We start from the raw sequence: 23,627 nt of genomic DNA, 5'->3' as shown, positions 1-23,627 counted from the left end.
GCCTGGGGCTGTCGAGTACCGGAACCTGGCGGCCGGCCCTCGTACCCCACCAGCCCTCGCATCTCCTCTTGCGCCGTCCCCGCGGTGGGGCTCCCCGGAGCCCCACCGCTTTCGGCTGTCGTCGGGCCGCCCCGGTCAGCCCCAGAGCACCCGCGCGAGGGCCGCCCCGGCGAACGCGGCCGCGAGTCCGGCCGCGATGCTCCCCAGGACGTTGACCGCGGCGGCGCCCCGCGCCCCGTCGGCCGCCAGCCGCAGCGTCTCGTACGAGAAGGTCGAGTAGGTCGTCAGCGCTCCGCACAGACCGGTGCCGAGCAGCAGTTGGAGGTGCGAGCCGGCGGCGCCGGCCGCGACCGCGCCGGTCAGCAGGCCGAGGATCAGCGAGCCGGCGGCGTTGACGGTGAACGTGCCCCAGGGGAAGACGGTGTCGTGCCGGGACTGCACATAGCGGTCGGTGAGGAACCGCAGCGGCGCCCCGACCAGCGCGCCGGCCACGACCAGCAGCCAGTTCACCCGCGACCGCCCTCCTGGGGAGCCGCAGCGCGCGGGTAGGTGAGGTGCTCGCACGGGTCGAGGGTGACCAGGCCGCCGCCCGCGAGGAGTTCGTCCAGCTGCGGGAGGAAGGCGCGGACCCGTTCCTCGGTGTCGACGACGACGATCAGGACCGGCAGCTCCTCGCTCAGCGACAACAGCCGCTGGGTGTGGATGAGGTCGGTGGCGCCGAAACCCTCGATTCCGCGGAAGACACTGGCGCCGGCCAGTCCGGCTTCGCGCGCGCGGTGCACGATCTCCGCGTAGAGGGGCTTGTGGTGCCAGGTGTCCTGTTCGCCGACGAGGACCGTGAGCCGGAGCGCCGCGGTGCCGCCGGGGTGTGTCGTGCCGTCCGTCATACCGTCCGCCGCCTCAGTTCGAGAAGTGCACGAGTGCCGGTCACCGCGCCCCACACGGCCGCGAGCGCGCCGAGCGGGGTGATCGCGAGACAGGCGATGGCCTCGGCCGGGTGCCCGGCGGCGATCAGCCGCTGGATGTCCACGGCGTAGGTGGAGAAGGTGGTGAAGCCGCCGAGGACGCCGGTGCCCAGGAAGGGCCGTGCCAGCCGGTGGGCCGCCCGGACCTCCGTGATCATCACCATCAGCACGCCCATCAGCGCGCAGCCGACGACATTGACGGCCAGGGTCGTCCAGGGGTAGGAGCCGCCGGTGGTGGGCCAGAGGAGAGCGGCGCCGTAACGGGCCGTGGCGCCGAGGGCGCCGCCCACGGCCACCACGCCGATCACCGGCCACTGCCCCTGCCAGGGGGCCGCCCGGCGGCGTCGCTCGTCCATAGGTCTCCCGAGATCATCAGCGATCTCAGGCTACCGCCGCCCTGTAAGCGGCGCCCCGGCAGACGGGCGGCGAGCGGTGGCGGGCGGGCCGTGACGCGTCGGCCGCCCCGGCGCTACAGCCAGCCGTTCCGCTTGAAGCCCCGGTGGATCACCCAGCAGAGGCCGACTATCACGGCCATCACCAGCGGATAGCCGAAGGTCCAGTGCTTCTCCGGCATATGGTCGAAATTCATGCCGTAGACACCGCAGATCATGGTCGGTACGGCCAGGATCGCGACCCAGGCGCTGATCCGGCGCATGTCCTCGTTCTGGGCGACGGTGACCTGTGCGAGGTGGGCCTGGAGTATGGAATTGAGCAGTTCGTCGAATGCGGTGATCTGCTCGGTGACCCGGTCCAGATGGTCGGCGACGTCCCGGAAGTACGTCTTGATCCGGGCGTCCACTTCGGACATCGGCCGGGTGGCCAGCTCCTGCATCGGCCGGTCCAGGGGGGCCACGGCGCGCTTGAGTTCGAGGAGTTCCCGCTTGAGCTGGTAGATGCGGCCGGCGCCGCCGCTGCCGCGGATCGAGAAGACCTCGCTCTCGACGTCGTCTATGTCGTTCTGGACGGCGGCCGTGACATCGAGGTAGTCGTCCACGACGAGGTCGGCGACGGCGTGCAGCACGGCGGACGGGCCGATCGCCAACTGCTCGGGGGCGCTTTCCAGTTGCTCGCGCAGCGGGCCGAGGGAGCCGTGCCCGCCGTGCCGCACCGTGATCACGAAGTCGGTGCCGGTGAAGACCATGATCTCGCCGGTCTCGACGACTTCGCTGGTGTCGGTGAGCCGGTCGTGATCGACGTAGCAGACGGTCTTGAAGACGGTGAAGAGCGAGTCGTCGTAGTGCTCCAGCTTCGGCCGCTGATGGGCGAAGACGGCGTCCTCGACGGCGAGCGGATGCAGCCCGAACAGCTCGACGATTCCGGCGAATTCCTTCTCGGAGGGCTCATGCAGCCCGATCCAGACAAATCCCCGGCCGGTCTTCCGGACCCGGTGGATCGCCACATCGGCCGGGTGGTCGCCCTTCTGCCGTACGCCGTCCACGTACACCGCGCAGTTCACCACGGCCGTGCCGAGCGGCGACCGCGCCGGGTGGCTGAGGTCGACACCCCGGCGCCGTGGCTGCGGCAGCCGGACGGCCTTGCGGAGGTTGCTGATCATCGACACCGGGCCAGTATGGCCCGATGAAGGGCGTGAACGGTACGGCAAAGCGGCTGTTTTTAGGCAGCACGGCGGGGCAGGGGCCCTGGGTTGAGCGGTGCGTCCAGAGGGGGGCGGGCCCGGCCGCGCGTCGGGCCGGGCGGGGCGCGCATCCCGGCCGGACGTGCGGCGGTGGGGTCAGGAGACCAGGACGGGCCGCTGCTCCGCCGCCGCGCCGTCGTGGGCCGTCCGCTCCGGTGCGTCCTGGGCGGGCGCCCGCCGCGGCATCAGGAACAGCAGGCCGAAGACGAGGACCAGCCCGCCGGAGACCCACCACAGGGCGTGGGTGGTGGCGTCGACGAAGGAGGGGGCGAGGGCGGCGGCCGCCGCCTCGCCCGGCTCCCCGCTCCCGCCGACGACCCCGAAGAAGGCCACCGACGACAGCCCGAGGCCGAGCGCCATGCCCAGCTGACCGGTGGTGTTGAAGATGCCGGAGGCCGATCCGGAGTGCTCGGCCGGGACCTCGGAGATCGCCGCGTCGGTGATCGGGGCGACGATCAGGCCCATCCCGGCGCCCATCAGGACCATCGCCGGGGCCAGCTGCCAGGACCCGAGGGCGGTGCCGTAGTGGGCGGCCTCCCAGAGGTAGAGCAGCGCTCCGGAGAGCATGATCAGCGCACCGGCCTGGAGCACCGCGCGCCCGAAGCGCGGCACCCACTTCTGGACGGACAGCCCGGCCGCCGTGGAGCAGGCGAGCGAGAACGGGACCCCGGTCAGCCCGGCGTGCAGCGGGCCCCAGCCCAGCCCCAGCTGCATGTGGAGGGTCCAGATCAGGAAGAAGAGGCCGCTGACCACGCCGAAGGTGAGCTGGACGCCGGCGCCCGCCGCGAAGGTCCGTACCCGGAAGAGGGAGAGTTCGACGAGCGGTGAGCCGTCCTTGCGGGCCTTGATCCGTTCGTAGCGGACGAAGAGCGCCAGGACGAGCGGGCTCGCGGCCATCGAGACGAAGCCCCACCACGGCCAGCCGGTCTCCCGGCCCCGGGTGAGCGGGTAGAGCAGCATCAGCAGGCCGGCGGTGGCCAGCACCGTGCCGATGAGGTCGACGCGCAGCGGGTGCGGGGCCCGGGACTCGGTGAGGAAGCGGCGGCCGAGGAGCAGACCGGCGATCCCGACCGGCAGGTTGATCAGGAAGATCGGGCGCCATTCCAGGCCGAGCAGATCGCCCTCGGTGAGCAGGGCGCCGATCAGCGGTCCGCAGACCGCGCCGAGGCCGATCACCGCGCCGAACATCCCGAAGACCTTGCCGCGCTCCCCCGCCGGGAAGCTGACGTGGATGATCGCCAGCACCTGCGGCACCATCAGCGCGGCCATCGCACCCTGCAGCACCCGTGCGCCGACCAGCATCCCGGGGTCCGCCGCGAGACCGCACAGCGCGGAGGCGACGGTGAAGCCGCCCATGCCGAGCAGGAACAGCCTCCGCCGGCCGTGGATGTCGCCGAGCCGGCCGCCGGTGATCAGGCCGAGGGCGAAGGCGAGGGCGTAGCCGGCGGTGACCCACTGCACGGCGCTGAAGCCGGCGCCGGTGTCCCGCTGGATGCTCGGGATGGCGATGTTGACGATGGTCGCGTCGACCAGGTCCATGAAGCTCGCGGTCAGCAGGACGGCGAGCGCGATCCAGCGTCTGCGGCCGGCCGGCGCGGGGGCCGGAGCGGCCGGCTCATGGGCCGTGGGAGCGGTGGTGGGCATGGGCGTTCTCCAGGGGAACCGGTGCGGAAGGGAGCGGAGGCCGACGCCGGTGCCACCGGGCGGTGGGGAGGCCGCGGCGTCGAGGTCTTCGACACTAGGAGCCGTACAGGACAGCTCCGGTCCTACTGGGAGCGGCATCATCGGCCCCATGAGTGAGACATCGGCGCGACTGCTGAACCTGCTGTCCCTGCTCCAGACCCCGCGCGAATGGCCCGGCAGTGAGCTGGCCGGGCGGCTGGGGGTCACCACCCGCACGATCCGCCGCGATGTCGACCGGCTGCGGGAGCTGGGCTATCCCGTGCACGCGACGAGGGGCGCGGACGGCGGCTACCGGCTGGCCGCGGGCGCCGCGATGCCGCCGCTGCTGCTGGACGACGAGGAGGCGGTGGCCATCGCGGTCGGTCTGCGGTCGGCCGCCGGCCATACCGTCGTGGGCATCGAGGAGGCGTCCGTACGGGCGCTCGCCAAGCTGGAGCAGGTGCTCCCGGCCCGGCTGCGACGGCGGGTGGGCACGCTCGGCACGGCCACCGTCCCGCTGCCGTCCGGCGACCACCCGACCGTCGACCCGGAGCATCTGACGGTGCTCGCCGCGGCGATCACCAACCACGAGCGGCTGCGCTTCCGCTACCGGGCCCGTGCCGGGGCCACGAGCAAGCGCCTGGTGGAGCCGCACCGCCTGGTCGCGTCGGGGCGCCGCTGGTATCTCGTGGCGTACGACAACGACCGCGAGGACTGGCGGATCTTCCGGGTGGACCGGCTGAGCGAGCCGTTCCCCACCGGCGTCAGGACCCCGCCCCGCACCCTGCCGGCCGCCGACGCGGGCGCCTACGTCCGGGAGCGGATACAGGGGATGACCACGGCACACCGGGCGGTGGCGACGGTGTACGCACCGGCCGCGGAGGTGTCCGCCCGGCTGGGCGGCCCGGCGACGGGCACGGTCGAGCCCCTCGACGAGGCGTCCTGCCGCTGGCACAGCGCCCCCGATGCCCTGGAGTGGCTGGCGGTCCGGCTGGCCCTGCTGGGGCACGAGTTCACCGTGCACGAACCGCCGGAGCTGGCCGCGTATCTGCGGGCGATGGGCGGCCGGGCGGAGCGGGCAGGCGGGGCGGAGGAGGCGGATGGAACCGGCACGGCAGCGGGGGACGGAGCGGGCGCGAAGCCGTGACCCACTCCGGGGAATACCCTAGGGGGGTATAAGGTTCTCCTGAGGGACAGGCACCCGCAGCAGACCGAGGAGCAGGCATGACCACCGCGATCGGAGCGCACGGCATCGAGTTGGAGATCGGCGGGATGACCTGCGCCTCCTGCGCCGCCCGCATCGAGAAGAAGCTCAACCGCATGGCGGGCGTCACCGCCACCGTCAACTACGCCACCGAGAAGGCGCAGGTGACGCTCGCGGAGGGCAGCGACCTCACGGCCGCGGACCTGATCGCCACCGTCGAGAAGACCGGCTACACCGCCACGGTCCCGGAGCCGCCGGCCGCCGCGCCCGCCGGTGACGAGGCCGGGCAGGCGGCGGACGCCCCGGCGCTCGCCGCGCTGCGGCAGCGGCTGCTGATCTCCCTCGTGCTCACCGTCCCGGTGGTGCTGATGGCGATGGTGCCACCCCTTCAGTTCACCAACTGGCAGTGGCTCTCGCTGACCCTGGCCGCCCCGGTGGTCGCGTACGGCGCCTGGCCGTTCCACCGGGCGGCCTGGACGAATCTGCGGCACGGCGCCGCCACGATGGACACCCTCATCTCGATGGGCACCCTCGCGGCGCTGGGCTGGTCCGTGTGGGCGCTGTTCTTCGGCACCGCGGGCATGCCCGGGATGACGCACCCCTTCGAGCTGACCCTCACCCGCACCGGCGGCAGCGGCGCCATCTACCTGGAGGCCGCGGCCGGCGTCACCACCTTCATCCTGGCCGGCCGCACCTTCGAGGCGCGCGCGAAGCGGAAGGCGGGCGCGGCGCTGCGGGCGCTGCTGGAGCTGGGCGCCAAGGACGTCGCCGTGCTGCGGGACGGCCGTGAGATCCGGGTCCCGGTGGACGCGTTGCGCGTCGGGGACCGCTTCGTCGTCCGGCCCGGCGAGAAGATCGCCACCGACGGGACGGTGGTGGAGGGCGCCTCCGCGGTGGATGCCTCGATGCTCACCGGCGAGTCCGTGCCGGTCGAGGTCTCCCCCGGCGACACCGTCACCGGCGCCACCGTGAACGCGGGCGGCCGGCTGGTCGTCGAGGCCACCCGGGTCGGCGCGGACACCCAGCTCGCCCGGATGGCACGGCTGGTCGAGGACGCCCAGAACGGGAAGGCCGCGGCGCAGCGGCTGGCCGACCGGATCTCCGCGGTCTTCGTCCCGCTGGTGATCCTGCTCGCCCTGGGCACCCTGGGCTGGTGGCTCGGCACCGGCCACGGCGCGGTGGCCGCCTTCACCGCGGCCGTCGCCGTCCTGATCATCGCCTGCCCGTGCGCCCTGGGGCTGGCCACCCCGACCGCGCTGATGGTCGGCACCGGGCGCGGCGCCCAGCTCGGCATCCTGCTCAAGGGGCCGGAGGTGCTGGAGTCGACCCGGCGGGTGGACACCGTCGTACTGGACAAGACCGGCACGGTCACCAGCGGAGTCATGACGCTGACCGAGGTCCATCTCGCCGAGGGCGTTCCGGAGACGGCGGCGCTGCGGCTGGCGGGCGCGCTGGAGCACGCCTCCGAGCACCCCATCGCCCGCGCAGTCGCCACCGGCGCCGAGTCCCGCGGCGCCACCCTGCCCACCCCGGAGGACTTCACGAACGTCCCGGGCCTCGGCGTCCAGGGCGTGGTCGACGGTCACACCGTTCTGGTGGGCCGCGAGCAGCTGCTGAACCGGGCGGGCCTGGTCCTGCCGCCCGAGCTGGCGGCCGCCAAGGAGGCGGCCGAGGCCGCGGGCCGTACCGCGGTCACCGTCGGCTGGGACGGCGCGGCGCGCGCGGTGCTGGTGGTGACCGACGCGGTGAAGCCCACCAGCGCCGAGGCGGTGCGCCGGCTGCGCGCCCTGGGGCTGACCCCGGTCCTGCTGACCGGCGACCACCAGGCGGTCGCGGCGGCGGTGGCCGCCGAGGTCGGGATCGACGAGGTGATCGCCGAGGTGCTGCCGGAGGACAAGGTCGCGGTCGTCGCCCGGCTCCAGTCCGAGGGCCGTTCGGTCGCCATGGTCGGCGACGGCGTCAACGACGCCGCCGCGCTGGCCCGCGCCGACCTGGGGCTGGCGATGGGCACCGGCACCGACGCCGCCATCGAGGCCGGGGACCTCACCCTGGTACGCGGCGATCTGCGGGTCGCGGCGGACGCCATCCGCCTGGCGCGGGCGACCCTCGGCACCATCCGGACCAATCTGTTCTGGGCCTTCGGCTACAACGTCGCGGCGCTGCCGCTGGCCGCGGCCGGACTGCTCAACCCGATGATCGCCGGCGCCGCGATGGCCTTCTCCTCGGTCTTCGTCGTCGGCAACAGCCTGCGGCTGCGGAGGTTCCGGGCGCCGGCGTGACGGGGCGGGGCGGCGCTTCGCCCGGGGCCGGGGGCCGGTGCCGTAAGGGAGGGCGCCGGGACGTTGCCGTAACGGGGAGTGTCCGGGCTCCGTCGTTGCGGCGACGTCCGGCCGTCGGGCAACCGAACGGGTCACTCCCCGGGGCCCGCTACCAGGCGCCGAGGCCTCCGGTTCTGACGACTGTCTCCAGTTCTGGCGACGGAACATTGGCAGTTCACGCAGCCGCCGGCCGGAACCGAGGGGTGAGACTGGTGGGCACACCGCCCACCCACGTACAGGGGAACTCATGACCGGGTCACGCATCCTGGCTCTCGGCCATTACCAGCCCTCCGGCGTGCTCACCAACGACGACCTCGCCAAGATCGTCGACACCGATGACGCCTGGATCCGCAGCCGGGTCGGCATCCGTACCCGCCATGTCGCCTCCCCCGACGAGACCGTGGACTCGATGGCGGCCGCCGCCGCGGCCAAGGCCCTGGCCGCCAGTGGCCTGGCCCCGCAGGACATCGACCTCGTGCTGGTCGCCACCTGCACCGCCCACGACCGCAGCCCGAACGCCGCGGCCCGGGTCGCCGCCCGGCTCGGCCTGGGCTCCCCCGCCACGATGGACCTCAACGTGGTCTGCTCCGGCTTCACCCACGCGCTGGCCACCGCCGACCACGCCATCCGCGCCGGTTCCGCGACCCATGCGCTGGTCATCGGGGCGGAGAAGTTCACCGACGTGGTCGACTGGACGGACCGCTCGACCTGTGTGCTGGTCGGCGACGGAGCGGGCGCCGCGGTGGTCTCCGCCGCCCCGGAGCCGGGGATCGGCCCGGTGCTGTGGGGCTCGGTGCCGGAGATGGGCGGCGCGGTGCGCATCGAGGGCGAGCCGGCCCGGTTCGCCCAAGAGGGCCAGACCGTCTACCGCTGGGCCACGACCCAGCTGCCGGCCATCGCCCGCAAGGTCTGCGAACGCTCCGGGATCACCCCCGCCGATCTCGCCGGTGTGGTGCTGCACCAGGCCAACCTGCGGATCATCGAGCCGGTCGCGGAGCGCATCGGCGCGGTCAACGCGGTGGTCGCCAAGGACGTCGTCGACTCCGGGAACACCTCTGCGGCCTCCGTCCCGCTCGCCCTGTCCAAGCTGGTCGAACGGCGTGAGGTCCCCTCCGGCGCCCCGGTCCTGCTGTTCGCCTTCGGCGGCAACCTCTCGTACGCGGGCCAGGTCATCCACTGCCCGTGAGACGGCTGATGCGGCGTCCGGCAGGCCGGGCCGGACCCGCGCCGGACGACGGGACCGGCCGAGGCCCCGCGTCCGATTCGTTCAAGACGGGGCCCGGCCGACTGCCTACGCTCGCCGTATGACCACTTCACCGTCCCCCGCCACGCCCTCTGTCCCGCGCTTCGCGGCCATCGGCATCGTCGTCGCCGACATGCCCGCCGCGCTCGCCTTCTACCGCCGCCTCGGTCTGGACATCCCCGCCGAGGCGGACACCGCCCCGCACGCCGAGGCGCCGCTCCCCGGCGGTCTGCGGCTGATGTGGGACACCCACACGACCGCACGGGCCATCGACCCGGACTGGACCCCGCCCGCGGGCGGCACGCCCACCGGGCTGGCCTTCGAGTGCGCCGGCCCGGCCGATGTCGACAAGCTGTACGCGGAACTCACCGACGCGGGTTACACGGGCGAGAAGCCGCCGTGGGACGCGTTCTGGGGGCAGCGCTACGCCGTCGTACAGGATCCGGACGGCCACGGGGTCGACCTCTTCGCACCGCTGCCATAGGGGGTGACCGGGAGGGAGCGAGCCCGTCAGCCGATGTCCCCGGGGTGCTCCCGCAGGTACATCGCACCGCAGCTGTGGCAGAAGGGCTCTCCCCGGGGCGTGCCCCAGACGTCGGCCGGCTGGGTGGCGGCCGCCGGGGCGAGATCCCGTCCGCACATCGCCGTGGTGCCGTCCAGCCGCACCATGTGCCAGATCTTCACCGGCGTGTCCGCGTGCGGCAGAACGCCTTCCTCGTACTCAGCCCGCATCTCGTGCTCCATGGCGGTGCACCTCCTACGCCCACGATGCGCCAGCGCTCCATAGCCCACAACGCCAGCCGCGGGCCCGGGGCCGGTCGGCGGACCGGCACACCAATACGGCGCCCACCTGCTCAGAACACCGACCATCCGGTCAGCGTCGTGAAGTGGTCCAGGGCCGCGGCGCCCGCCACGGAGTTGCCGCGGGCGTCCAGCCCCGGGCTCCAGACGCACAGCGTGCAGCGGCCGGGGATGACGGCGATGATGCCGCCGCCGACCCCGCTCTTCGCGGGCAGCCCGACGCGGTAGGCGAACTCCCCGGCCGCGTCGTACGTCCCGCAGGTCAGCATCACCGCGTTGATCCGCTTGGCCTCGCGGGCCTCCAGCAGCCGGCTGCCGTCGGCGCGCAGCCCGTGGCGGGCGAGGAACCCGCCGGCCACGGCCAGGTCCCGGCAGCTCATCTCGATCGAGCACTGCCAGAAGTAGTGCTCGATGACGCTGGGGACGGGGTTCTCCAGGTTGCCGAAGGACGCCATGAAGTGCGCCAGGGCGGCGTTGCGGTCGCCGTGTTCCGCCTCGGAGTCGGCCACCGCCTGGTCGAAGGCGAGGTCCGGGTTGCCGCTCTCCTCCCGCAGGAAGTGCAGCATCGAGGTGCTGGCGTCGCCGGTGAGGGTCTGCAGCCGGTCGGTGACCACCAGGGCGCCCGCGTTGATGAACGGATTGCGCGGGATGCCGTTCTCCGCCTCCAGCTGGACCAGCGAGTTGAACGGCGTACCGGACGGCTCACGGCCCACCCGCCGCCAAATACCGTCGTCGTTGCTGCCGGGGCTCTGCGCCATCACCAGCGCCAGCGAGAAGGCTTTGGAGATGGACTGGACGGAGAACGGGACCTCCCAGTCGCCGACCCCGTACACCTCTCCGTGGATGTCGGCCACCGCGATCCCGAACCGGTCCGCGGACACCTGCTCGAGCGCCGGTATGTAGTCCGCGACCCGCCCTTGTCGCACGAACGGCCGGGCATGGGCCGCTACCTCCTCGAGAACGGCCTGGTAGTCCATGACGGACACGCTAACCCGGGGCGAGCAGCACCCCCATCGGGGCCCCCGCCAGCGACTTCACCTCGCGTGCGAGGTGCGCCTGGTCCGCGTAGCCGGCGCGCGCGGCGACCTGTGCGCAGGGCATCCCGGAGCGCGCCAGGTCGAGCGCGCGCACGAGCCGGAGCACCCGGGCCAGGGTCTTGGGGCCGTAGCCGAACGCGTCCAGGCTGAGCCGGTGCAGCTGGCGTTCGCTCAGCGCGACCGCGCGGGCGACCTCGGCGACGGGGCGGCCGCGGCCGAGCTCCGCGGCGACGGCGGCGGTCCGGCCGTCGTCCCCGGCGCCCTCCCGGAGGCGGGCCGCGGCGGTCTCCTCCAGCAGGCGGCCGACCGCGGCGGCGCCGCCCGGCTCCCCGGCGGCCGCCAGGCGTTCGGTCAGCTCCCGCACCCGTCCGGCGGGCCACAGATCCGCCAACGGCACCCGCCGGTCGCGCAGTTCCCGGGCCGGCACCCCGAAGACGGCGGGGCCCTGGCCGGGCGCGAAGCGCAGCCCGACGAAGGTGCTGCCGGGCGGCATGCCGGCCACGGACTGCGGCCCGGTGTCCGGCCCCGCCACCAGCAGCCGGCCCCCGCTCCAGATCAGATCCGTACACCCGTCGGGCAGCACCGGCCGGGCCGGCAGCCGCACGGTGCGGGCCCACAGCACCGCCCCGGCCACCCGGGAGGCCCGCTCCCGGTAGCCGTCGGTTCCGCCGGGTGGCTCCTTCGTGTCGCGCGTTTCGCCCACATGCCCCAGCCTGGCACGGGAACCCCACGGCCGTCCGCGCCGTTGATCCCTTACGACACGGACCTCACGGAGGTGGCACATGTCCGGGTTTCTCGACCGCGCCAAGGAACAGGCACGGCAGGGGCTTGCGCAGGGCAAGCAGAAGGTCGACGAGGTGCAGCAGAACCGCGCCGGCACCGAGCTGCTGAGAAAGCTGGGGGCCGCGTATTTCGCCGAGCGGCGGGGCAGCGGCACCCCCGAGGCGACACAGGACGCCCTCAACACCCTGGAAGCGCACGTCAACGCCCACGGCGACGCCTTCCTGCACGACTAGACGGCTCCGTCGCCGACCCGCCCCATCGCCCGGTCGGCGGGGCGGCGACCCGCCCGACGGCCGAAACGGCTCGCACACGCCCCGAACGCCCGGTCCGCTGCGTTCCGTTCGATTCCCTCTGTCCCGCCCCGTCCCGTACAAGCGAGACATGAGGCGGTGCGCGCTCGGCGGCCGCCGTGTCCGCATCGGAGTGGGCCATGTCCGATCCACTGTCCGCCGCCCGGTTCCGCCGGGCGCTGACCTCGGAGGGGCTCCGGGTCGCCGAGGTCGCCGGCTGGGAGACGCACAACCGCAACGAGAAGGGGCCCTGGGGCCCGGTGCACGGCGTGATGGTGCACCACACCGCCACGTCCGGAGCCGACAGCACCGTCCGGCTCTGCCATGACGGCCGCCCGGACCTCCCGGGCCCGCTGTGCCATGGCGTGATCACCAAGGACGGCACGGTGCATCTGGTCGGCTACGGCCGCGCCAATCACGCGGGCCTCGGCGACGGCGACGTGCTGCGCGCGGTGATCGCCGAGAAGCGGCTGCCGCCCGACGACGAGGCCGACACCGACGGCAACCCTGCCTTCTACGGCTTCGAGTGCGAGAACCTCGGCAATGGCACGGACCCCTGGCCCCGCGCCCAACTGGACGCCCTGGAGCAGGCCGCCGCCGCGGTGTGCCGGGCCCACGGCTGGACCGGCCGCTCGGTGATCGGCCACCTGGAGTGGCAGCCGGGCAAGGTCGACCCGCGCGGCTTCCCGATGGACTGGCTGCGCGACCGGATCGACGTACGGCTGAAGTGACCGACGCGGCCACCGGCCCGGTCCGCTCCCCCGGCACCCGGGACAATGGACCGCGTGACCAGCACCGCCCCCGACCCGCTGCCGGACCCGTACGCCCTGCGCCCGCGCCTGCCCACTCCCCTCCAGGAGATCGACGACGCCCCGTTCACCCGCCGCGGCGTACGGCTGCTCCTCAAGCGGGACGATCTGATCCATCCGGAGCTTCCGGGCAACAAATGGCGGAAGCTGGCGCCGAATCTGCGGGCCGCGGCCGCGGCGGGTGAGCGGGTGCTGCTGACCTTCGGGGGCGCGTACTCCAACCATCTGCGGGCCACCGCCGCGGCCGGGCGGCTGCTCGGCTTCGGCACCGTCGGGGTGGTCCGCGGCGACGAGCTGGCCGGGGCGCCGCTCAATCCGTCGCTGGCCCGCTGCGCAGCCGACGGGATGCGGCTGCACTTCATCGACCGGCCCCGCTACCGGCGCCGGGCCGACCCGGACCTGCTCGCCGAGCTGGGCGACCGCTTCGGCACCTTCCGCCTGATACCGGAGGGCGGCAGCAACGCCCTTGCCGCACAGGGCTGTACGGAGCTGGGCCGGGAGCTGCGCGGGGCCGCGGACACGGTCGCGGTGGCCTGCGGAACGGGCGGCACCCTCGCCGGACTCGCCGCGGGCCTGGGGCCGGGGCAGCGCGCCCTGGGCTTCCCCGTATTGAAGGGTGGCCGCCCGCACTTCCTCCAGGAGGCGGTGGAGGAGCTGCAGCGCGCGGCGTTCGGCGGACCGCGCGGCACGTGGCAACTGGAGGACCGCTTCCACTGTGGCGGCTACGCCCGCCGCACCCCGGAACTCGACGTCTTCGCGGCGGCCTTCGAGGCCCGGCACGGCTTCCCCCTGGAGCGGGTCTATGTCGCCAAGCTGCTGTACGGGCTGACGACGCTGGCCGAGGAGGGCGCCTTCGCGCCCGGCAGCACCGTGGCCGCGGTGATCACCGGCATGCCCTGAGCGGCCGGGCCCGGGCCGTGATCGCCGGCAGCGGCCCGGGGCGGCCGGACGCCGCCTGGCCGCCCGGCCCGCCGAGTCGCCCAGCGGCCTAGCCGGCGCTCTCCCGATAGGCCGTGGCCTCCTCCAGATCCAGCCGGCGCAGCAGCGTCCGCAGCATCTCGTCGTCGATCCGCCGGGCGTCCCGCAACTGGACGAAGACCCGGCGCTCGGCCTCGATCATCTCCCGGGCCAGCCGCCGGTAGGTCTCGTCGGCGGACTCCCCGGTGATCTCGTTGGCCGCGCCGAGCCGCTCCCACACGGAGTTGCGGCGGCGCTCCATGACGCTGCGCAGCCGGTCGACGAGGGGCCCCGGGAGGGCGTTGCGCTCGTCCCGGAGGAGTGCGTCCAGGCGCTCCTCGGCGGCCCGCGAGGCCTCGTTCTGGGCCTGCGCCTCGGCGAGCGTCTCGGCCTCGGCGTCCTGGCCGGGCAGCTTCAGCGCACGGATCAGCGGCGGCAGCGTCAGCCCCTGGATCACCAGGGTGGCGATGACGGTGGTGAAGGTCAGGAAGAGCACGAGGTTGCGCGCCGGAAAGGAGCCGCCGCCGTGCAGGGCAGTCGGGATGGAGAACGCGATGGCCAGCGAGACCACCCCGCGCATCCCGGCCCAGCCGACGATGACCGGCGCGGTCCAGTTCGTGTCCGGCTCGCGGGTACGGATACGGGCCGACAGCACACGCGGCAGAAACGTCGCGGGAAAGACCCACACGAACCGCGCCAGGACCACGACCACGAACATCACGACCGCGTACCAGAGCGCCTCCCCGGCGCCGAACTCCCCCAGCCCGCGCACCACGACCGGCAGCTGCAGCCCGATCAGCGCGAAGACGGCGGACTCCAGGATGAAGGAGACCATCTTCCAGACGGCGTCCTCCTGGAGCCGGGTCTCGAAGTCGACCTGCCAGGAGCGGTGCCCCAGGTAGAGGCCGACCACGACGACGGAGAGCACCCCGGAGGCATGCAGCTGCTCGGCGGCGGCGTAGGCGAAGAACGGGATGAGCAGCGACAGGGTGTTCTCCAGCAGCGCCGACTCCCGCAGCCGGACGCGCAGCCAGTGCAGCGGCACCATCAGGACGACGCCGATGCCGATGCCGCCCACGGACGCGACGGCGAACTGCTTGATCCCGTCGCCCCAGGTGGCACCGGCCCCGAGGGCAGCGGCCAGCAGGACCTTGTACGCGGTGATCGCGGTGGCGTCATTGAAGAGCGATTCGCCCTGCAGGATGGTGGTGATCCGGTGCGGCAGCCCGAGCCTGCGGGCGATGGCGGTGGCCGCGACGGCGTCCGGCGGGGCGACGACGGCACCCAGCACGAGGGCGGCGGTCAGCGGCAGCCCCGGGATGACGAGGTAGGCGGCGTAGCCGACCACGAACGTCGCGAACAGCACATAGCCGACCGACAGCAGCGCCACCGGCCGCCGGTTGGCCCGCAGCCCCAGGTACGAACTGTCCAGCGCCGCGGTGTGCAGCAGAGGGGGCAGCACCAGCGGCAGCACGATGTGCGGATCGAGGGTGTAGTCGGGGACGCCGGGGACGGAGGAGGCCGCGAGCCCCGCGGCCACCAGGAGCAGCGGTGCGGGCACCGGGGTGCGCCGCGCCAGCCCGGCCACCGCCGCACTCCCCGCGACCAGCAAAAACAGCGGCATGACAGCCATCGGCCCGTCCCGTCCCCGAACCCTTCACCGAGCATCCCGGCGATCTAACCTGGCCATCATGAGCGAGTGCACCCACGTTGCCGAATTGCCGCGCCCCGAGCCGGCCCCGCAGAGCGCCACCTGCCTGGAGTGTCTGGCCGCCGGCAGCCACCCCGTACAGCTGCGGCTGTGCCTGGACTGCGGCCATGTCGGCTGCTGTGACTCCTCGCCGTTCCGGCATGCCACCAGGCACTTCGAGGAGACCGGCCATCCCGTGATGCGGACGTTCGAACCGGGCGGCTCCTGGCGCTGGTGCTTCACCGACCAGAAACTGGTGTGAAGCGATCGGCAGTGTCCGTTTAGCCTTCACCTATGATCCGCGAAGCGACCCCCGACGACGTCCCGGTCATCCTGGCCATGATCGGCGAGCTGGCCGCGTACGAGCGCGCCCCCGAGGCCGCGCAGGCCACCGAGCCGCAGCTGAAGGAGGCCCTCTTCGGGCCGCAGCCGGCCGCCTTCGCGCTGATCGCGGAGGACGACGGCGCCCCGGTGGGCTTTGCCCTGTGGTTCCGGAACTTCTCCACGTGGACGGGCACGCACGGTGTCTATCTGGAGGATCTCTACGTCCGCCCGGAGGCCCGCGGCGACGGCCACGGCAAGGCCCTGCTCGCGGCCCTCGCGGAGATCTGCGTGGCCCGCGGCTATGAACGTTTCGAGTGGTCAGTCCTGGATTGGAATGAACCGTCCATCGGTTTTTACCGGTCGATCGGTGCCGTGCCCATGGACGAATGGACGGTCTTCCGGCTCACTGGAAAGGCACTGCACAACCTTGCGGACTCTTCGCGGGTCAACGGAGCGTAATCGGTGTCGATTTGGCAGTGCACACCCCTAGCCACTGTCCGTACCCGTGGCTTTACAATCAGTGACAGCAAAAGCGCCGGGCGACCCGGGGCCGGAGCGTCGCGCGGACCGCAGTCGTGCTCCTTCCGGGCGACACCGGCCCACAGATCGCGATAGCGTCACAGCCGAACCATGTGTCGCGCCGAATCGTTCTCCTTTCGCCCGAGGGGAGAAAAGTTCGGCGCGAATATCACGAACAACGCGAATATCGCGCATTCCAGCTCAACCAGCTTGTGCCACCTTGGAGGTGAGGGTGTCCCAGATCGCAGGCGAGCCCGGGACTCAGGACTTCGTGGAAGTCCGTCTGCCCGCTGCGGGTGCCTACCTGTCCGTGCTGCGTACGGCCACGGCCGGGCTCGCAGCACGCTTGGATTTCACCCTCGACGAGATCGAGGATCTGCGCATCGCGGTCGACGAGGCCTGCGCGATCCTCCTGCAACAGGCTGTCCCCGGCAGTGTGCTGAGCTGCGTCTTCCGCCTCATCGACGACGCACTGCAGGTCACCGTGTCGGCCCCGACGACCGACGGCCGCGCCCCGGAGCGCGACACCTTCGCCTGGACGGTGCTCTCCGCACTGGCCGGCAAGGTCGATTCCACCGTCGCCGAGGACCAAACGGTCACCATCAGTCTGTACAAGGAGCGCGGCGCCGGTCCCGGACCGTCATGACCGAACAGGGGGCCCCGTGAAAGATCTCGAACGCGGCGGGAGGATGGCGTCCAGTGCGACCATCCCCGAGCAGCAGGCCCGGCCGGACCCGGTGGGCGTAGACGACCACGGCGGCCGGTTGACGGCGGAGCAGGCAGAGCGGGCGGACCACATGGAGCAGAGCGAGCAGCCGGGGCAGCAGGCGCATCAGCAGGACGCGCCGGCCCCCGACGACAAGCTGCAGGATCAACAGCATTACCCGGAGCCGCAGGACCGCAGCGGCGCGCGGGCGATGTTCTATGAGCTGCGCAAGCTGCCCGACGGCTCCCCCGAGCGCGCCGAGCTGCGCAACACCCTCGTCCGTATGCACCTCCCGCTCGTCGAGCATCTGGCCCGGCGGTTCCGCAACCGCGGCGAGCCGCTGGACGATCTGACCCAGGTCGCCACCATCGGCCTGATCAAGTCCGTCGACCGCTTCGACCCGGAGCGCGGCGTGGAGTTCTCCACGTACGCCACCCCCACCGTCGTCGGCGAGATCAAGCGGCACTTCCGCGACAAGGGCTGGGCGGTCCGCGTCCCGCGTCGCCTCCAGGAGCTGCGGCTGTCGCTGACCACCGCGACCGCCGAGCTGTCCCAGCGGCACGGCCGGGCGCCCACCGTCCATGAGCTGGCCGAGCATCTGGCGATCTCCGAGGAAGAGGTCCTGGAGGGCCTGGAGTCCGCCAACGCCTACAGCACCCTCTCCCTCGACGTGCCGGACACGGACGACGAGTCCCCGGCCGTCGCCGACACCCTCGGTGCGGAGGACGAGGCGCTGGAGGGCGTGGAGTACCGCGAGTCCCTCAAACCGCTGCTGGAGGACCTCCCGCCGCGGGAGAAGAAGATCCTGCTGCTGCGCTTCTTCGGCAACATGACCCAGTCGCAGATCGCCCAGGAGGTCGGCATCTCCCAGATGCACGTCTCCCGCCTGCTGGCCCGCACCCTCGCCCAGCTGCGCGACAAGCTGCTCGTCGAGGAGTGAACACCGCATGAGCGAGGTGGGCGGGGCCGTCGAAGGCTCCGCCCACCGTGCGTTTCAGGGTCTGCTCAGGGCCTGCCGGGCCGGCCCGGCAGGAAGCGGGCCCTCAGGGCGTCTCCCGCGGCCCGATGCCCAGCGCTTCGGTGGCCGTCGGGTTGACCAGCAGCACCAGCACCACGAGCGCGGCCACGGCCAGCCCGATACCGGCCGCGATCAGCACACCGCCGCCGTTGACCAGCGTCCAGGCCACCGGCAGCGCCACGATCTGAGTGATCAAGGAGGGGCCCCGGCTCCAGCGGCGGCGCAGCCACAGCCCCCGGGCGGCCACCAGCGGCAGCACGGCGAGCGCAAGGACGGTGAGCCCGCCCATCTCCGCCTGCTGCGCACTGTCCGGCGCACCGGCGAGGCCCATGATCAGCATGTACGCGCCGAGGGCGGCGAGGGCGAGCCCCTCGACCGCGGTGAGGGCCGCCGCGGCGCTCAGCCGGGCAGGCCGCGGACCGGTCGGCGCGGTGGACGCGGTCGCGGCGGCGGCTCGGGACGCGGACTGCTTCTGCTGACTGCTCACCCCAGCAGGGTAGCGCCGGACCTCCCGGCCACCGGTATGCCCCGGAACCGGACGGGGCGTGAGGCCGGTACCTGCAGGTAGGTACGCTGCTCCACATGCGCGCACTCCTCGTGGTCAACCCCGCAGCAACCACCACCAGTGCCCGCACCCGCGAGGTACTGGCCCACGCGCTCGCCAGCGACCTCAAGCTGGAGGTGGCGCAGACGCAGTACCGCGGGCACGCCCGTGATCTCGCCCGGGAGGCCACCGAGGGCGGGCAGACCGACCTGGTCGTGGCGCTCGGCGGCGACGGCACGGTCAACGAGGTCGTGAACGGCCTGCTGGCCAGTGGCCCCGATCCGGACTCGCACCCCCGGCTGGCGGTCGTCCCCGGCGGTTCCACCAATGTCTTCGCCCGCGCGCTCGGGCTCCCCAATGACGTCGTCGAGGCCACCGGCGCCCTGCTGGACGCGCTGCGCGACGGCACCGAGCGCACCGTCGGCCTCGGGCTGGCCGCGGGCACCCCGGGCAGCGTGGACGAGGGCGCCCCGGAACGCTGGTTCACCTTCTGCGCGGGCTTCGGATTCGACGCCGGTGTCGTCGGCCGGGTCGAGCAGCAGCGTGAACGCGGCAAGCGTTCGACCCACGCCCTGTACATGCGACAGGTCGTACGGCAGTTCCTGGTCGAGGCGAGCCGTCGGCGGGGCGTGCTCACCCTCGAACGTCCGGGCGGGGCCGAGGGCTCCACGGAGATCGTCGAGAACCTGGCGCTGGCCATAATCTGCAACACCGCTCCGTGGACCTATCTGGGCAATCGACCGATTTACCCGTCTCCGGACGCCTCGTTCGACAAGGCCCTGGATCTGTTCGCACTGGACAGGCTCTCGCCGGCCGCGGTGACCCGGTATGCGACCCAGTTGCTGACGTCAACACCCCAGCGCGGCCCCCATGGCAAACACGCCCTCTCACTTCACGACCTCACGAACTTCACCTTGCATTCGCAGGTTCCCCTGCCCTTCCAGATGGACGGAGACCACCTGGGACTGCGTACGAGTGTGACGTTCACAGGCGTACGCCGTGCACTGCGTGTGATTGTGTGAGCAGTAGGGCCCAAAGTCCTTTCACTCGAACGTTTAGACTGGTTTCCACCCCCTGGAATGACGGCTGTGAGCTAGGCGACACCAAGGATTCAAAAAAAAGTTTCCGGAAGGGGTTGTATCCGCAGCCGAGGTTTGCGAGTCTCTTCATGGCGATCGGGACGGCCGCTTTACCGGCCCCCTTGAGAGCCCGAATCCTCCTCCTCATTCCACAGGACCGCGCCAGTTCACGACTGGGGGTCGGCCCTTCCCTTGTGGAGGGATTCGTGAAAGCGTTCACATTCACAAGCAACGATCCCGTCACACGAGGAGATGGAGCAGCCATGGACTGGCGTCACCGCGCCGTTTGCCGCGAGGAAGACCCCGAGCTCTTCTTCCCCATCGGCAACACCGGTCCTGCGCTGCTGCAGATCGAGGAAGCCAAGGCCGTCTGCCGCCGCTGCCCCGTCATGGAGCAGTGCCTGCAGTGGGCGCTCGAGTCCGGCCAGGACTCCGGCGTCTGGGGTGGTCTGAGCGAGGACGAGCGCCGCGCCATGAAGCGCCGTGCAGCTCGCAACCGGGCGCGCAACGCCAGCGCCTGAGCCAGCAGCCCCGTGGCCCCCGAGCCGCAGCGCGCAGTACACCCGATGCAGCCCCGGCGCTGAGAAGCCCGGTCGTTATCGCATCGCAACAGCTTTGAGCCCCGGACCGCATGGTCCGGGGCTTCCTGCTGTTCAGGCGGGACGCGGGCGCCGGCCGCCGCCCTCCGGCCCCGGTTTCAGTGCTGCTTCTCGGCGCGTACGGGGACGTCGAGGATGACCTGGGTACCGCGTTCGGGTGCCCGCACCATGTCGAACTTTCCGCCCAACTCGCCCTCCACCAGGGTCCGTACGATCTGCAGGCCCAGGTTCCCGGCGCGATGCGGGTCGAATCCCTCGGGCAGGCCGCGGCCGTTGTCCTGGACGGTGACCAGCAGCCGCGGCTCGGCACGGCTGCCGCCGCGCACCGCGCCGACCTCGACCACACCCTGCTCCGTCTGGTCGAAGGCGTGCTCCAGGGCGTTCTGCAGCACCTCGGTGAGCACCATCGACAGGGGGGTCGCCACCTCGGCGTCCAGGATGCCGAAGCGCCCGGTGCGGCGGGTGGTGACCTTGCCCGGGGAGATCTCCGCGACCATGGCCAGCACCCGGTCCGCGATCTCGTCGAACTCGACCCGCTCGTCGAGGGTCTGGGACAGCGTCTCGTGCACGATCGCGATCGAACCGACCCTGCGTACGGCCTCGTTGAGCGCCTCACGGCCCTGCTCGGAATCCATCCGGCGGGACTGCAGCCGCAACAGCGCGGCGACCGTCTGCAGATTGTTCTTCACCCGGTGGTGGATCTCCCGGATGGTGGCGTCCTTGGTGATCAGCTCGCGCTCGCGCCGCCGCAGTTCGGTCACGTCGCGCAGCAGGACCAGGGAACCGAGGTGCGTCCCCTTGGGCTTGAGCGGAATGGCGCGCAGCTGGATCACGCCGTCGTTGCCCTCGACCTCGAACTCCCTGGGGGCCCAGCCGCTGGCGAGCTTGACCAGCGCCTCGTCCACCGGACCGCGGGCGGGCGCCAGTTCGGCGGTGGCCTGGCCCAGGTGGTGCCCCACCAGGTCGGCGGCGAGACCGAGCCGGTGGTAGGCGGAGAGCGCATTGGGGCTGGCGTACTGGACGACGCCGTCCGCGTCGAGCCTGATCAGGCCGTCGCCGGCCCGCGGCGAGGCATCCATGTCGACCTGCTGGCCGGGGAACGGAAACGTTCCGGCAGCGATCATCTGGGCCAGGTCGGAGGCGCTCTGGAGGTAGGTGAGCTCCAGCCGGCTGGGGGTGCGCACGGTCAGCAGATTGGTGTTGCGGGCGATCACCCCGAGCACCCGGCCCTCGCGGCGCACCGGGATGGACTCGACCCGTACCGGCACCTCCTCCCGCCACTCGGGGTCGCCCTCGCGCACGATGCGGCCCTCGTCCAGGGCGGAGTCCAGCATGGGACGGCGGCCACGGGGAACGAGATGGCCGACCATGTCGTCCTGGTAGGAGGTGGGGCCCGTATTGGGCCGCATCTGGGCCACCGAGACATAGCGGGTGCCGTCGAGGGTGGGGACCCAGAGCACGAGGTCGGCGAAGGAGAGGTCGGAGAGCAGCTGCCACTCCGAGACCAGCAGATGGAGCCACTCGAGGTCGGTGTCGCTCAGAGCGGTGTGCTGGCGTACGAGATCGTTCATGGAGGGCACGTCTTGGAGCCTACCGGCGTACGGTGTAGGTGTTGTGCCTGCACGGGCATGGACAAGCGATAATGGTCTAGTCCAGAATTCAGCAAAGGCCTCCGCCCTCCCCGCACAGGAGAGCGGAACGAGGCCGAAGGCGCTCTCTGCCCTGACTGCGCCGAGGCCTCCGATCGACCGGTCCCGGGACGGGATGCACCCCTACCGCACACAGGGGACGCCCCGCCCGCGAAAACGGGACCGGCCGATGTCAGCTCCGGGCTGCGGTGCCGGACAGGTTGAGGGTCCTGTCCCGGCGCCGCGGCCCGCGGGTGCTTCCGGGGGCCTTCAGTGGGCCGCCCCGCCGGCCTTCCGCGGCCACGCCTTGAGCGCCAGCTCGGCGATCGCCTCCAGCTCCGACCGCTCCGCACCGTCGCGCGCCCGCTGGGACATGCCCTGGATGACGGCGCCGGTGTAGGCGGCCAGCGCGGCGGCGTCCGTATCAGGGGGCAGCTCGCCGGCGGCGATGTCCGCACGGATGGCGTCGGCGATCTCCCGGACGTTCGACAGCCGCATCTCCCGCAGCGAGTCGGCGACTTCGGCCGAGGCGGGCGAGATGTTCAGGGCGGCACTGATGACCAGGCAGCCGCGGGGGCGGCCCGGCAGGGTGTACTCGGCGGCGGCCTCCCGCAGGGCCCGTTCGGCGCCCCGGCGGGCGGTCGGCTCCTCGGCCACGGCGCGGGAGAGGAAACCTCCGTAGCGCCGCCCGTACTCGGCCACGACCTCGTCGAAGAGGGCCCGCTTGTCGCCGAAGGCGGCGTAGAGGCTGGGGGCGCCGATGCCCATGGCGCGGGTGAGGTCGGCGATCGAGGTGGCTTCGTAGCCCCGCTCCCAGAAGGACCGGACCGCTTGTTCCAAGGCCGTCTCGCGGTCGAAGGACCGGGGCCGCCCGCGCTGTTTCGTCTCCTTGGTCGCCATGGGAAGAATTTTATAGCGGACGGTACGGAACGCGTGCTACGGTCTTTCTGTAGCGAGCGATACAGAAAGACTCGGAGGGGGCACGGCCTTGACCGCACTCAACGGCAAGACGGCACTGGTGACCGGAGGCAGCAGGGGGATCGGCCGGGCCGTCTCCGAGCGACTGGCGAGGGAGGGCGCGCGGGTCGGCGTGCATTACGGCCGGGACGAGACCGCGGCCAAGGAGACCGTGTCGGCGATCGAGGCCGCAGGGGGCCGGGCGTTCGCGCTCCGGGCCGAGCTGGGGGCGCCGGGCGACGCCGAGGCGCTGTGGGCCGCCTTCGACGAGCAGGCCGAGGGGCTGGACATCCTGGTCAACAACGCCGGGATCAACACGGCCGTCGACGGCACACTGAAGCGGATCGACGCGGTGACGGCGGAGGACTTCGACCGCCTCTTCGCGGTCAACACCAAGGCGCCGTTCTTCATCACCCAGCAGGCCCTCCCCCGACTGCGGGACGGCGGGCGGGTCATCAACACCTCAACCGGGCTGACCCGGGGCGCATCCAAGCCCGAGTTGATCGCCTACGCCATGACCAAGGGCGCGATCGACGTGTTCACCTCGACGCTGGCCAAGGAGCTGGGCCCGCGCGGCATCACGGTCAACGCCGTGGCGCCCGGGGTGGTGCCCACCGACATGAATGCCGGCTGGCTGGGCGGTGAGGCCCATACCGCGGCGCGGCAGCGGGTCCGGGAGATATCCCCGCTCAACCGGCTCGCGGACGCCACCGATATCGGCGACGTCGTGGCCTTCCTCGCCTCGGACGACAGCCGTTGGGTGACGGGCCAGTGGATCGACGCCACAGGCGGTGCGCTGCTCTGACGGGGGCCGGCCCGAGGGCGCGGACGGGTTCCGGACGCCGGGAAAACTTGACC

Annotated in this window: 26 protein-coding genes; 14 read left to right on the top strand and 12 right to left on the bottom strand. The window is 72.3% G+C overall.

Features of this window, described 5'->3' with window-relative positions:
* Positions 1-135 precede the first annotated feature (135 nt).
* From crcB to ACFW5B_RS24775, 5 genes are all read right to left on the bottom strand, one after another.
* Positions 136-510, bottom strand: a complete 375-nt coding sequence (crcB, locus tag ACFW5B_RS24795) for a fluoride efflux transporter CrcB (protein WP_386443513.1) — start codon at positions 508-510, stop codon at positions 136-138.
* Positions 507-887 carry a DUF190 domain-containing protein gene (locus ACFW5B_RS24790; protein WP_386443510.1) on the bottom strand — a complete coding sequence of 127 codons (381 nt, stop codon included), beginning with the start codon at positions 885-887 and terminating at the stop codon, positions 507-509. Before ACFW5B_RS24790 ends, crcB begins: the two co-directional genes overlap by 4 nt.
* Entirely contained in the window at positions 884-1,321 is a 438-nt protein-coding gene (locus ACFW5B_RS24785) for a fluoride efflux transporter FluC (RefSeq protein ID WP_386443507.1), read from the bottom strand. Before ACFW5B_RS24785 ends, ACFW5B_RS24790 begins: the two co-directional genes overlap by 4 nt.
* Positions 1,322-1,434: 113 nt before the next feature.
* Positions 1,435-2,520, bottom strand: a complete 1,086-nt coding sequence (locus ACFW5B_RS24780) for a magnesium and cobalt transport protein CorA (RefSeq protein WP_386443566.1) — start codon at positions 2,518-2,520, stop codon at positions 1,435-1,437.
* A gap of 177 nt (positions 2,521-2,697) precedes the next feature.
* A complete protein-coding gene (locus tag ACFW5B_RS24775) occupies positions 2,698-4,245 on the bottom strand; it encodes an MFS transporter (protein WP_386443504.1) in 1,548 nt (515 codons plus the stop codon).
* Between the two features lie 148 nt (positions 4,246-4,393).
* On the opposite strand from ACFW5B_RS24775, the gene ACFW5B_RS24770 reads away from it, so the two are divergent.
* The 4 genes from ACFW5B_RS24770 (at position 4,394) to ACFW5B_RS24755 (ending at position 9,512) form a co-directional block, all read left to right on the top strand.
* Complete coding sequence (locus ACFW5B_RS24770; protein WP_386443502.1) at positions 4,394-5,410, top strand: helix-turn-helix transcriptional regulator; 1,017 nt, start codon at positions 4,394-4,396, stop codon at positions 5,408-5,410.
* 77 nt (positions 5,411-5,487) lie between these two features.
* Complete coding sequence (locus tag ACFW5B_RS24765; RefSeq protein ID WP_386443499.1) at positions 5,488-7,746, top strand: heavy metal translocating P-type ATPase; 2,259 nt, start codon at positions 5,488-5,490, stop codon at positions 7,744-7,746.
* Between the two features lie 286 nt (positions 7,747-8,032).
* Entirely contained in the window at positions 8,033-8,971 is a 939-nt protein-coding gene (locus ACFW5B_RS24760) for a beta-ketoacyl-ACP synthase III (RefSeq protein WP_386443497.1), read from the top strand.
* 118 nt (positions 8,972-9,089) lie between these two features.
* Entirely contained in the window at positions 9,090-9,512 is a 423-nt protein-coding gene (locus tag ACFW5B_RS24755) for a VOC family protein (protein ID WP_386443494.1), read from the top strand.
* Positions 9,513-9,538: 26 nt separating this feature from the next.
* Here ACFW5B_RS24755 and ACFW5B_RS24750 read toward each other — a convergent pair whose 3' ends face one another.
* The 3 genes from ACFW5B_RS24750 to ACFW5B_RS24740 all read right to left on the bottom strand — a co-directional run bounded on the left by ACFW5B_RS24750 (position 9,539) and on the right by ACFW5B_RS24740 (position 11,569).
* Positions 9,539-9,772: a hypothetical protein gene (locus ACFW5B_RS24750; protein WP_386443491.1), complete on the bottom strand. Its 234-nt coding sequence runs from the start codon at positions 9,770-9,772 to the stop codon at positions 9,539-9,541.
* Positions 9,773-9,882: 110 nt separating this feature from the next.
* Entirely contained in the window at positions 9,883-10,806 is a 924-nt protein-coding gene (locus ACFW5B_RS24745; RefSeq protein WP_386443488.1) for a glutaminase, read from the bottom strand.
* A 10-nt stretch (positions 10,807-10,816) separates the two neighbouring features.
* Positions 10,817-11,569, bottom strand: coding sequence for a helix-turn-helix domain-containing protein (locus ACFW5B_RS24740; RefSeq protein WP_386443485.1), 753 nt, complete (start codon positions 11,567-11,569; stop codon positions 10,817-10,819).
* Between the two features lie 79 nt (positions 11,570-11,648).
* Between ACFW5B_RS24740 and ACFW5B_RS24735 the strand changes: the two genes are divergently transcribed.
* The 3 genes from ACFW5B_RS24735 (at position 11,649) to ACFW5B_RS24725 (ending at position 13,648) form a co-directional block, all read left to right on the top strand.
* On the top strand, positions 11,649-11,882 hold the full coding sequence (locus ACFW5B_RS24735) for a hypothetical protein (RefSeq protein ID WP_386443482.1): 234 nt from the start codon (positions 11,649-11,651) through the stop codon (positions 11,880-11,882).
* A 197-nt stretch (positions 11,883-12,079) separates the two neighbouring features.
* The gene (locus ACFW5B_RS24730) at positions 12,080-12,670 is read left to right on the top strand and encodes an N-acetylmuramoyl-L-alanine amidase (RefSeq protein ID WP_386443479.1); all 591 of its coding nucleotides are present in this window, start codon (positions 12,080-12,082) and stop codon (positions 12,668-12,670) included.
* Positions 12,671-12,715: 45 nt separating this feature from the next.
* Positions 12,716-13,648 (top strand): 1-aminocyclopropane-1-carboxylate deaminase/D-cysteine desulfhydrase, encoded by a 933-nt coding sequence (locus ACFW5B_RS24725; protein WP_386443476.1) that lies wholly within the window; start codon positions 12,716-12,718, stop codon positions 13,646-13,648.
* Positions 13,649-13,736: 88 nt separating this feature from the next.
* Here the strand turns inward: ACFW5B_RS24725 and ACFW5B_RS24720 are convergent, their stop codons facing one another.
* A complete protein-coding gene (locus ACFW5B_RS24720) occupies positions 13,737-15,338 on the bottom strand; it encodes a Na+/H+ antiporter (protein ID WP_386443473.1) in 1,602 nt (533 codons plus the stop codon).
* A 58-nt stretch (positions 15,339-15,396) separates the two neighbouring features.
* On the opposite strand from ACFW5B_RS24720, the gene ACFW5B_RS24715 reads away from it, so the two are divergent.
* The 4 genes from ACFW5B_RS24715 (at position 15,397) to ACFW5B_RS24700 (ending at position 17,884) form a co-directional block, all read left to right on the top strand.
* Positions 15,397-15,657, top strand: a complete 261-nt coding sequence (locus ACFW5B_RS24715; protein ID WP_386443470.1) for a UBP-type zinc finger domain-containing protein — start codon at positions 15,397-15,399, stop codon at positions 15,655-15,657.
* A gap of 32 nt (positions 15,658-15,689) precedes the next feature.
* Positions 15,690-16,178: a GNAT family N-acetyltransferase gene (locus ACFW5B_RS24710; protein WP_386443467.1), complete on the top strand. Its 489-nt coding sequence runs from the start codon at positions 15,690-15,692 to the stop codon at positions 16,176-16,178.
* 292 nt (positions 16,179-16,470) lie between these two features.
* Positions 16,471-16,884: an anti-sigma regulatory factor gene (locus tag ACFW5B_RS24705; protein ID WP_006603191.1), complete on the top strand. Its 414-nt coding sequence runs from the start codon at positions 16,471-16,473 to the stop codon at positions 16,882-16,884.
* A gap of 43 nt (positions 16,885-16,927) precedes the next feature.
* Positions 16,928-17,884 (top strand): RNA polymerase sigma factor SigF, encoded by a 957-nt coding sequence (locus tag ACFW5B_RS24700; RefSeq protein ID WP_386443564.1) that lies wholly within the window; start codon positions 16,928-16,930, stop codon positions 17,882-17,884.
* Positions 17,885-17,987: 103 nt separating this feature from the next.
* Here ACFW5B_RS24700 and ACFW5B_RS24695 read toward each other — a convergent pair whose 3' ends face one another.
* Positions 17,988-18,449 (bottom strand): hypothetical protein, encoded by a 462-nt coding sequence (locus tag ACFW5B_RS24695; RefSeq protein WP_386443463.1) that lies wholly within the window; start codon positions 18,447-18,449, stop codon positions 17,988-17,990.
* Between the two features lie 95 nt (positions 18,450-18,544).
* Between ACFW5B_RS24695 and ACFW5B_RS24690 the strand changes: the two genes are divergently transcribed.
* Complete coding sequence (locus ACFW5B_RS24690; RefSeq protein ID WP_386443461.1) at positions 18,545-19,528, top strand: diacylglycerol/lipid kinase family protein; 984 nt, start codon at positions 18,545-18,547, stop codon at positions 19,526-19,528.
* Between the two features lie 320 nt (positions 19,529-19,848).
* On the top strand, positions 19,849-20,106 hold the full coding sequence (locus ACFW5B_RS24685) for a WhiB family transcriptional regulator (protein WP_003983230.1): 258 nt from the start codon (positions 19,849-19,851) through the stop codon (positions 20,104-20,106).
* A gap of 176 nt (positions 20,107-20,282) precedes the next feature.
* Here ACFW5B_RS24685 and ACFW5B_RS24680 read toward each other — a convergent pair whose 3' ends face one another.
* Positions 20,283-21,755 carry a sensor histidine kinase gene (locus tag ACFW5B_RS24680; RefSeq protein WP_386443561.1) on the bottom strand — a complete coding sequence of 491 codons (1,473 nt, stop codon included), beginning with the start codon at positions 21,753-21,755 and terminating at the stop codon, positions 20,283-20,285.
* Positions 21,756-22,082: 327 nt separating this feature from the next.
* Positions 22,083-22,712, bottom strand: coding sequence for a TetR/AcrR family transcriptional regulator (locus tag ACFW5B_RS24675; protein WP_386443456.1), 630 nt, complete (start codon positions 22,710-22,712; stop codon positions 22,083-22,085).
* An 88-nt stretch (positions 22,713-22,800) separates the two neighbouring features.
* On the opposite strand from ACFW5B_RS24675, the gene ACFW5B_RS24670 reads away from it, so the two are divergent.
* Entirely contained in the window at positions 22,801-23,574 is a 774-nt protein-coding gene (locus ACFW5B_RS24670; RefSeq protein ID WP_386443453.1) for an SDR family oxidoreductase, read from the top strand.
* The last annotated feature ends 53 nt before the right edge of the window (positions 23,575-23,627 follow it).

This window comes from Streptomyces sp. NPDC058773, assembly GCF_042746015.1.
Classification (GTDB): domain Bacteria; phylum Actinomycetota; class Actinomycetes; order Streptomycetales; family Streptomycetaceae; genus Streptomyces.
Note: the sequence above shows the minus strand (reverse complement) of the source record. Positions and strands in the feature narration are given on the sequence as shown.